This window comes from Kribbella sp. NPDC003557 (genome assembly GCF_040610805.1).
Taxonomy (GTDB): Bacteria; Actinomycetota; Actinomycetes; order Propionibacteriales; family Kribbellaceae; genus Kribbella.
The window spans coordinates 269,272-278,188 of record NZ_JBEXMY010000009.1 but is presented as its reverse complement, the minus strand read 5'-3'; the positions used below and the strand labels follow the sequence as shown (position 1 = coordinate 278,188).

Below are 8,917 nucleotides of genomic sequence, written 5' to 3'. Positions count from 1 at the left end.
CCCGGCAAACCCAACCCCAGCAGGTGACGGCCCCGGCAAACCCAACCCCAGCAGGTGACGGCCCCGGCAAACCCAACCCCAGCAGGTGACGGCCCGACAAACCCAACCCCAGCAGGTGACGGCCCCGGCAAACCCAACCCCAGCAGGTGACGGCCCGACAAACCCAACCCAGGGAGCCGAGCGAAGCGAAGGCGCAGGGGGTGCGGGTGGCGGAGCCCCCGCCGGCGGCAAGCGAAGCGCAGCCGCACAAAATGACGAAGCCGACCAAACCCGCGCTCTCCGCGGGCATGGCCGGCCATCGGGTGAGTGACGGGACTCGAACCCGCGACCACCTGGACCACAACCAGGTGCTCTACCAGCTGAGCTACACCCACCATTGCCGTCCGAACCGCGACGGCTGAGCAATCATAGCGATGAACTGTCAGGACCTGAAATCGAGGGTGAATCCCCAGGTCAGGCGCCGGTCGGAGTGTCCTCGGGGGTGCTGTCGGCGGGGGCGGCGACGAGGCCGGCGGCGGCGGCGCGGGCGGTGCTGGAGTCGGGCCCGGGCTGGGGCACGAAGACGGTCTCCCGGTAGTACCGCAGTTCGTCGATGCTTTCGGTGATGTCGGCGAGCGCCCGGTGGTTGCCGGTCTTGGCGGGCGTCGCGTAGTAAACCCGCGGGTACCACCGGCGGACGAGTTCCTTGATCGAGCTGACGTCGACGTTGCGGTAGTGCAGGTGGGATTCGACGCGCGGCATGTCGCGGACGAGGAAGGTCCGGTCGGTGCCGACGGAGTTGCCGGCCAGGGCGGCCTTGCGCGGTTCCTTGACGTACGACGTGATGAAGTCGAGGACCTGCTGCTCGGCGTCGGCGAGCGGGATGCCGTGGGCGAGTTCTTCGAGCAGCCCGGACGCGGTGTGCATGTCGCGGACGAAGTCGCCCATCTGGTCGAGGGCGGCCGGTGGGGGCGCGATCACCAGGTCGATCCCGTCACCGAGCACGTTCAGTTCGTAGTCGGTGACGAGCACCGCGACCTCGATCAGGGCGTCGTTCGCCAGGTCGAGGCCGGTCATCTCGCAGTCGATCCACACCAGCCGGTCGTTCATGGGCACCCACCTTACGGCGACGGGCCGACAGTGCGGCGACGGCGTGCCTTGTCAGCGCGGCGCGTGCCCCAGGTGGACGCTGCGGACGGACAGTACGGCGAGGTCGGAGCGCCGCCCGAGGTAGTGCGGCTCGTCGGGGTCCAGCAACTGCCGCCAGACCTCGACGTCGTCCGGCGTCAGCCACTCTTCGTCGGTCACCACGTGGCCGTGCCCGTGCCCGTGCCCATGCCCATGGCCATGGCCATGCCCATGCCCATGACCGTGGCCGCTGTCGCCGCCGGTCAGCCGCTCGATCCGCGTCCGGAACCCCTGCACGACCCCGTCCAGCCGCTCCGGCGACAAGGGCGCGGGTGTCTCGGTCAGCACGCTCCGCGTGGTCGCCCCGGTCAGCCCGGCCCGCGTCAGCGCCTCGGTCCACCCGTACGGCATCGGCACCGATCCCGGCAGCGAGTCCCGCATCACCTTGAACCACCGGTCCTGCGCGAGATCGAGCCGCAGTTCGAGTCCGGGCTCGCCGATCCCGAGGTCCCACGGGAGGTGTCGCGCCGGCAGGCCGCCCTCGGCGAGCGCCAACCGTCCACCGGGCGCGAGCAGCGACGCCAGAGCGTCGACCGCGGCCTGCTGGTCGGCCGCGTGGTGCACCGAGGCCGATGCCCAGATCAGGTCGGCGGGCGCGGCGATTGCCCGGCGCAACGGTTCGGCGCCGTCGTCCATCGAGGCGAGTTCGCAGCGGACCAGACCGGCGGTGTGCTCGCGCGCCTGCTCCAGTACGTCGGGATCCGCGTCGATCGCCACCACCGTCGCGCCGCGGAGCGCACCGGCGCTCGCACCGGAGAGCGCCTCGGAGGGCGCCTCGGGGGTCGCCTCGGGGAGCGCCTCGGGGGTCGCCTCGGGGAGCGCCTCGGAGGGGGCTCCGGGGAGTGCCTCGCGGAGTGCCTCGGCGAGCGCCTTGGCCATCCCGCCGCCTCCGCAGCCGACGTCCGCCAGGACCTTGTCGCCGTCGCGCACCAGACTGCGGGCGACTGCCGCGTTCCAGTCCGTCTCTCCCTCGGCCGACGCACGCAGCCGTCCGGCCTCTCCCGCCCAGTCGATCTCGATCATGCCGACAGTCTCGCGCCACCGCCGGACACTGCCGATCCCAGGTTGCCGTTCCGGCAAATGGCACTACCGTTGCGCGGGTGATCGCCACGGACCGCCTGACCATGCTGCCGCTGCGGGTCGAGTACGCCGAACCGATGGCGGAGGTGCTGTCCGACCCCGCGCTCTACACCTTCACCGGCGGGGAGCCGCCGTCGGCCGGGGAACTGGAGGCACGCTACCGCCGCCAACTGGCCGGTCCGGGACGTCCGGGCGAGGAGTGGCTCAACTGGGTGATCGAGTACGACGACGCGCTGGTCGGCTACGTCCAGGCCACCGTCACGGGGAGTACGGCGGAGATCGCATGGGTGATCGGCACCGCCTGGCAGGGCCGGGGTCTCGCGAAGGAGGCCGCCCAGGGGCTGGTCACCTGGTTACGGGCTCGGGGAATCGTCCGGATCGTCGCGCACGTCCATCCGGACCACGGTGCATCGGCCGCGATCGCGACCGCGGCAGGTCTCGCGCGCACCGACGTGCTGGAGGACGGCGAGTACCTGTGGAGCACGGCAGACCCGGCCTGAACCGGGTCTGCCGCCAAGCTCAGATCAGAGCGGGCGAACGTTCTCCGCCTGCAGGCCCTTCGGGCCCTGGGCGATCTCGAACTCGACCCGCTGGTTCTCGTCCAGGGAGCGGAAGCCCTGGGTCTGAATCGCCGAGTAGTGCACGAACACGTCGGCGCCGCCGTCCTCCTGGGAGATGAAGCCGAAGCCCTTCTCGCCGTTGAACCACTTCACTGTTCCCAAAGCCATTTTTCTTCTCCTGATACGACAAAACGCCCGGCGGATCACAAATCCGCGGGCGCTTCGACACGAACGTGGAACTGCAACTGCATCGGTCCAGAACCCTAGCACGCTGGATGAGCCGTCAGCCACCCCTGATCACGCCGGACGTCGTACTCGTCCGGCGTGGCCTCCCACGTGGCGGCGCAACCGGAGGTCCCGCACTCGCAGGCGAACGGGTACGGCGGCAGCTCGGCCAGCCCGATGTCCGCCTGCCACAACCGTCCCTGCCGGCACGCCGCGAGGTTCTCGTACTGTCGCTGGCGGCTCAGCTCTTCGCCGGGCTGCAGACCCGGCTGCACGCCCAGCGCGTCCTCGACCGCTGCGGTGATACCTGGCCAGTCCGGTTCGGCGGGCACCTCGATGACGAGCCGTCCGCGCTCCAGCGCCTCTCGCCGTACCAGGTCAGCCAGTACGGCGTCCCGCGCCAGCAGGCTCTCGAGACGTGCGCGCCCGGCCGGGTCGTCCGCATGGGCCAGCCGCTCCTCCCGCGCTCTCCGTGTCTGCTCGGCGTCCGGCAGCAACCACACCGCTGCCGGAACCGAATCAGCCATCGACGGGAAGAGTTGCGGTCCTTCCACCACCGCGGGGACGTCGCCCAGTCCGCGTTCACGGACGTCCGCGAAGACAAGCTCCACCCGCAGCCGTGCGATGTCCGCGAACGCTCCCGCCGCGTAGAGAGGCCCCTTAGCCAGATCCTCTGCCAGCGGCCGGAGCGGCGGCAGCCGCTCCAGGTGCGCATACGTCCAGAGGTCCACCGGGTGCAGAGGCAGATCGGCGCGCCGCGCAAGACCCCGCGCGATCGTCGACTTCCCCGCACCCGGGGCCCCGCCTATCCACACCATCGCCGGCACAGTCATCCGGCCATCCTGCTAGGGCCGCACGTACGTCGCCAGCGACGCCGCGCCGGTCTGTGCCACCGAGTCGAGCCGGAGGTGCACGGGCGTGTCCGACGAGCCGAACAGCTTCTCGCCGGTGCCGACGATCGACGGGAAGGTCATCAGCCGGTACTCGTCGACCAGATCGGCCGCCTGCAGCGCACGGATCACGCTGAGGCTGCCGGTGACGGCGATGGTGCGCGGCTCCGAGCGCACGTAGTCGGCCAGCGAGCCCTCCATCAGCGTCGAGTTCGGGAAGGCGGACAGGTCGGTCAGCGAGTGGGACGCGACCACCTTGGCCATCTTGTTCATGCGGGTCGAGAACTCGTCGGTGCGGTTCGGCCAGAGCCGGCTGAACAGCTCCCAGGTGGTCCGGCCGAGCAGCAGGACGCCGGTGTCCATCAGGTCGCCGAGGCGGAACTTGTCGCCGCCGACCGTCTCGGGACCGTGCCGGAACGCCCAGCCGCCGGCCGGGGTGCCGCCGGAGCCGTCGGGGTCGGTGACGATGCCGTCGAGGCTGACGAATCCGGTGACGATGACGTGGCCCATGGTTCCTGCTCCTTGCGTCGAGTGGGTTGACGCAGGTACTTACCGCCGGGCAGGCGCCGATTCATCGGTCGGCCAGGAACTTTTTCGGCGAGCGCTTGCCGGGGAATGTGATCTTGACCGCATTCAGCCTCCAGCCTACTGTATCCCGTATACCAAACCTCATCTAGCCTCATCGAGCCTCCTCGGAAGGCAGGGACCCCTATGAGAGTTGCGGTTCTCGGCGCCGGTGCGATCGGTGCGTACGTCGGCGCGGCGCTGCACCGCGGTGGGACTGAGGTCCACCTGGTCGCCCGCGGCGCGCACCTGGACGCGATCCGGTCGAACGGCGTGACGGTGCGCAGTCCCCGCGGGGACTTCACCGCACGTACTCCGGCCACGGACGACCCGGCCGCGATCGGCCCGGTCGACTACGTCTTTCTCGGGCTCAAGGCGAACTCGTACGCGAGCGCCGGCCCGTTGCTCCAGCCGCTGCTGCACGACCGCACGGTCGTCGTGGCGGCGCAGAACGGCATCCCCTGGTGGTACTTCCACGGCCTGAAGGGACCGTACGAGGGCCGCCGGATCGAATCGGTCGATCCCGGCGGCGCCGTCACCGAGGTGCTCGACCTCGACCGTGCGATCGGGTGCGTCGTGTACTGCTCCACCGAGCTCGACGGGCCGGGCGTCGTCCGGCACCTCGAGGGCACCCGCTTCTCGATCGGCGAGCCGGGCGGCGGGCAGTCCGGCCGCTGCACCCAGTTCAGTACGGCGATGATCGCCGGCGGGCTGAAATGCCCGGTCGAGGACGACATCCGCAAGGACATCTGGATCAAGCTGCTGGGGAATGCCGCGTTCAACCCGATCAGCGCGCTGGCCCGGGCGACCATGGTGGAGATCGCGACACACCAGGGCACCCGGCAGATGGTCCGGATGATGATGGAGGAGTCGCTGGAGATCGCCGCCGCGCTCGGCTGTCATCCGGAGATCTCCGTGGACAAACGCCTCGACGGCGCCGAACGCGTCGGGGAGCACAAGACGTCGATGCTGCAGGACCTGGAGAAGGACAAGCCGCTCGAACTCGACGTCATCCTCGCCGCGGTCGTCGAGCTCGCCGACCTCACCGGCGTCACGGCCCCGACTCTCCGCGCGGTCCACGCGGTGGCCGACCTCCTCGCCAGCAAGGTCGGCGTGTAGAGCCAGGTGGGTCCGGCCACAGCGACGCCGGACCCACCTGTTCCAGCTCGGGATCAGCCGTTGACCTGGAAGCCCTGCTCGTTGCCGTACTTGACCAGCGCGTCCTGCCAGGACGTGAGGCCGGCGTTGAGGTCGGACTTCGACTGGTACGCCTTGCCGACGGTGTCGCCGTAGATGCTGTTCGCGTACAGCTCGTACGGCAGGTAGCTCCAGCCCTTCACGACCTGGCCGGCCGCGGCGGTGAGCACCTGGTTGATCTTCTGACCGCCGAAGTACGCGCTCGCCTTGTCGACGAACGCCGGGTCCTTCAGGTCGGCCGTGGTCGCCGGGAAGCCGCCGCTGGCCAGGAATGGCTTCACGCCCTCGTCGTGGTTCAGCCAGCGCACGAACGCCGCCGCGAGGGCCGGGTTCTTGCTCTGCTTGATCACGGACTCGGTGCTGCCGCCGTTCTCCGCGGTGGCCGGCTGGCCGTCGTACGTCGGCATCGGGGCGACCGCCCACTTGCCGGCGCCCGCCTTGACCGAGGACTCCATCACGCCCGGCATCCACGCACCGGTCGGCAGCGTCGCGATCGTGCCGTCGCCGAGCGCCTTGAACCACTCGTCGGTCCAGCCCGGGATGTTCGACACCAGGCCGCCCGAGACGAGCTGGTTCCACATCCCGGTCCACTTCTTGGAGCCGTCGTCCTGCAGGTTGATCGTGACGTTCTTGCCGTCGGTCTTGAACGGCTGCCCGCCGGCCTGCCAGATCATGCTCGTGGTGAAGCCGGCGTCACCGGAGTCGTTGGTGATGTAGGCCTTCGGGTTCGCGGCATGCAGCTTCTTCGCGGCCGCGACGTACTCGTCCCAGGTCTTCGGCACGGCGATGCCGTACTTGTCGAAGACCTCCTTGTTGTAGAACAGCGCCATCGGCCCGGAGTCCTGCGGCAGGCCGAACAGACCGCTGCCGGCGTGGACTGCGCCCCAGGTCGAGGCCGTGTACGCCGACTCGTACTGCGAGAACCCGTACTGGTTCAGGTCGACGAGCGAGCCGGGCAGCGCGAACTGGGGGAGGGCCTGGTACTCGATCTGGGCCACGTCCGGTGCGCCGGAGCCGGCCTTGATCGCGTTCTGCAGCTTCGTGTAGTGGTCGTTGCCGGTACCGGCGTTGACGTAGTTGACCTTCACGTTCGGGTACTGCTTCATGAACGCGGTGACCTGGGCCTGCGCCGACGGCGTCCAGCTCCAGTAGGTGATCTCGCCGCCCGCCTTGAGTGCGGCGTCGACGGCGTCGGCCGAGCCGGTCGTCGTACCTCCGCTCGCGCTGTCGTTGGACGACCCGCCGCCGCACGCGGCCACGACCGCGAGGGCCGTGAGGGCGGTTCCGGCAACCACCAGCTGCCGGACCCGGCGCCACTGTGACTTCATCTGTGTCCCTTTCACTTGACGCTCCCTGCGCTGAGGCCCGACTGCCAGAAGCGCTGGAGAAGGAGGAAGGCGACCACCAGCGGAACGATCGTCAGCAACGATCCGGTGACCACCAGGTTGTAGATGGGGCGGGCCCCCACGCCGGTCGCCTGGTTGCTCCACTGGGTGAGCCCGACCGTGAGTGGGTAGAGGGTGGGTTTGCTGAGCATGATCAGCGGCAGGAAGTAGTTGTTCCAGGTCGAGACCATGGCGAACAGCAGCGTGGTGACGATGCCCGGGGCCAGCAGGCGCAGCGCGACGGTGAAGAACGTCCGGACCTCGCCGGCGCCGTCGATCCGGGCCGCCTCGAGCAGTTCCCCCGGTACGGCGTCGGTCGCGTACACCCACATCAGGTACAGCCCGAACGGGCTCACCAATGACGGGATGATGATCGCCCACACCGTGTTGGTCAGGCCGAGGTTCGAGAACATCAGGAACGTCGGTACGGCGAGCGCTGTGCCCGGGACCGCGACCGCGCCGAGCAGCACCGCGAAGACGGCCCGGCGGCCGGCGAACTTGTACTTGGCCAGTCCGTAGCCGGCCGCGGTCGCGAGCAGCGTCGCGCCGCCCGCGCCGACCACGACGTACAGCACCGTGTTGCCCAGCCAGCGCAGGAAGATGCCGTCGTTGTAGGTGAGCGTGTCCTTGATGTTGGTGAAGAACGCGAAGCTCTTCCCGAACCACAGCCCGGGCGTCGAGAGCAGGTCGTCCTGGGTCTTGGTTGTGCTGAGCAACAACCAGGCCAGCGGGACGATCGTGTAGAGCAGGTACAGCACCATCACGCCGGTCAGCAGCTTGGAGCGCTTCGGGCGCAGGGGAGAGGTCAGGGCACTCACAGTGACTCCCGGGATCCGCGGAGCTGGACGACGTACGCGATGATCGCGGTGATGACGCCCATCACGATCGCGATCGTGGCCGAGTAGTTGAACTGCTGGCCGGCGAAGGACAGGTTGTAGGCGTACATGTTCGGCGTGTAGTACGTCGTGATCACGTTCGGCGCGAGCGTGCGCAGGATGTTCGGCTCGTTGAACAGCTGGAAACTGCCGATGATCGAGAAGATCGTCGCGATCACGATCGCGCCGCGCAGCGCGGGCAGCTTGACCGCGAGGATGGTCCGGAACGTGCCGGCGCCGTCGATCGCGGCCGCCTCGTACAGCTCGCCCGGCACCGTGCGCAGCGCCGAGTAGAAGATCAGCATGTTGTAGCCGACGAACTCCCAGGTCACGATGTTGGCGATCGACGGCAGCATCCAGCTGCTGCTGAGCGGCTGGATCGCGGTCGTGCCGAGCAGGTCGTTGAGGTTCGCCGCGAGGCCGAAGTTGTCGCCGTAGATGTAGCCCCACATCAGGACGGCGACCACGCCCGGCACGGCGTACGGCAGGAAGATCACGATCCGGAAGAAGCCGGCCGCGTGCAGCCGCGCGCTGTCGATCGCGAGCGCCGCGAGCAGCGCCAGCACGAGCATGACCGGCACCTGGACGACCAGGAAGACCGCCACCCGGGCGAACGCCTCCCAGAACTTCGGGTCCTGCAGCGCCTGGGTGTAGTTGTCCAGCCCGACGAACACGGTGCCGCCGAAGAACGCCTGGTTGCGATACAGGCTCAGGTAGATCGCGTACCCGATCGGGGCCAGGAAGGTGAGCGCGAAGACCGCCAGGAACGGGCCGACGAACAGCCACCCCTTGCCGTCCTTGAACACCCGCCGGCGGCGCCTGCCGGTCGCGCCGGCCCGCACCACGTGCTGATGGGCCACGGACTCCGCCATGTCCGGGGACCTCCTCTCGCTTTCCGCGCCCGGAGTGGACGCGACGCGCGATGTTGACGTCAACATCGACGGCGCGACGCTAACGTGTTTACGTCAACATGT

At 69.1% G+C, this 8,917-nt stretch carries 10 protein-coding genes and 1 tRNA gene; 2 read left to right on the top strand and 9 right to left on the bottom strand.

Annotation, left to right across the window (positions count from 1 at the left end):
• Positions 1 to 301: 301 nt before the first annotated feature.
• The 3 genes from ABZW60_RS34905 to ABZW60_RS34895 all read right to left on the bottom strand — a co-directional run bounded on the left by ABZW60_RS34905 (position 302) and on the right by ABZW60_RS34895 (position 2,190).
• Positions 302 to 374, bottom strand: a tRNA-His gene (locus ABZW60_RS34905).
• A gap of 79 nt (positions 375 to 453) precedes the next feature.
• Positions 454 to 1,089 carry an oligoribonuclease gene (gene orn, locus ABZW60_RS34900; protein ID WP_355484255.1) on the bottom strand — a complete coding sequence of 212 codons (636 nt, stop codon included), beginning with the start codon at positions 1,087 to 1,089 and terminating at the stop codon, positions 454 to 456.
• A gap of 51 nt (positions 1,090 to 1,140) precedes the next feature.
• Positions 1,141 to 2,190: a class I SAM-dependent methyltransferase gene (locus ABZW60_RS34895; RefSeq protein ID WP_355484253.1), complete on the bottom strand. Its 1,050-nt coding sequence runs from the start codon at positions 2,188 to 2,190 to the stop codon at positions 1,141 to 1,143.
• Between the two features lie 77 nt (positions 2,191 to 2,267).
• On the opposite strand from ABZW60_RS34895, the gene ABZW60_RS34890 reads away from it, so the two are divergent.
• Complete coding sequence (locus ABZW60_RS34890) at positions 2,268 to 2,747, top strand: GNAT family N-acetyltransferase (RefSeq protein WP_355484251.1); 480 nt, start codon at positions 2,268 to 2,270, stop codon at positions 2,745 to 2,747.
• A 24-nt stretch (positions 2,748 to 2,771) separates the two neighbouring features.
• On the opposite strand, the gene ABZW60_RS34885 is transcribed toward ABZW60_RS34890, so the two are convergent.
• The 3 genes from ABZW60_RS34885 to ABZW60_RS34875 form a co-directional block, all read right to left on the bottom strand.
• Positions 2,772 to 2,975, bottom strand: a complete 204-nt coding sequence (locus ABZW60_RS34885; RefSeq protein ID WP_184835013.1) for a cold-shock protein — start codon at positions 2,973 to 2,975, stop codon at positions 2,772 to 2,774.
• Between the two features lie 95 nt (positions 2,976 to 3,070).
• Positions 3,071 to 3,865: a hypothetical protein gene (locus ABZW60_RS34880; protein WP_355484249.1), complete on the bottom strand. Its 795-nt coding sequence runs from the start codon at positions 3,863 to 3,865 to the stop codon at positions 3,071 to 3,073.
• A gap of 12 nt (positions 3,866 to 3,877) precedes the next feature.
• The gene (locus tag ABZW60_RS34875) at positions 3,878 to 4,432 is read right to left on the bottom strand and encodes a dihydrofolate reductase family protein (protein ID WP_355484247.1); all 555 of its coding nucleotides are present in this window, start codon (positions 4,430 to 4,432) and stop codon (positions 3,878 to 3,880) included.
• A 201-nt stretch (positions 4,433 to 4,633) separates the two neighbouring features.
• Here ABZW60_RS34875 and ABZW60_RS34870 point away from each other — a divergent pair, with 201 nt between their 5' ends.
• Complete coding sequence (locus ABZW60_RS34870) at positions 4,634 to 5,605, top strand: 2-dehydropantoate 2-reductase (RefSeq protein WP_355484246.1); 972 nt, start codon at positions 4,634 to 4,636, stop codon at positions 5,603 to 5,605.
• 53 nt (positions 5,606 to 5,658) lie between these two features.
• Here ABZW60_RS34870 and ABZW60_RS34865 read toward each other — a convergent pair whose 3' ends face one another.
• The 3 genes from ABZW60_RS34865 to ABZW60_RS34855 are packed head-to-tail and all read right to left on the bottom strand — an operon-like array spanning position 5,659 to position 8,815.
• On the bottom strand, positions 5,659 to 7,011 hold the full coding sequence (locus ABZW60_RS34865) for a sugar ABC transporter substrate-binding protein (RefSeq protein ID WP_355484244.1): 1,353 nt from the start codon (positions 7,009 to 7,011) through the stop codon (positions 5,659 to 5,661).
• Positions 7,012 to 7,022: 11 nt separating this feature from the next.
• The gene (locus ABZW60_RS34860) at positions 7,023 to 7,886 is read right to left on the bottom strand and encodes a carbohydrate ABC transporter permease (RefSeq protein WP_355484242.1); all 864 of its coding nucleotides are present in this window, start codon (positions 7,884 to 7,886) and stop codon (positions 7,023 to 7,025) included.
• Complete coding sequence (locus tag ABZW60_RS34855) at positions 7,883 to 8,815, bottom strand: sugar ABC transporter permease (protein ID WP_355484240.1); 933 nt, start codon at positions 8,813 to 8,815, stop codon at positions 7,883 to 7,885. The genes ABZW60_RS34860 and ABZW60_RS34855 overlap by 4 nt, the downstream gene beginning before the upstream one ends.
• Positions 8,816 to 8,917: the final 102 nt, after the last annotated feature.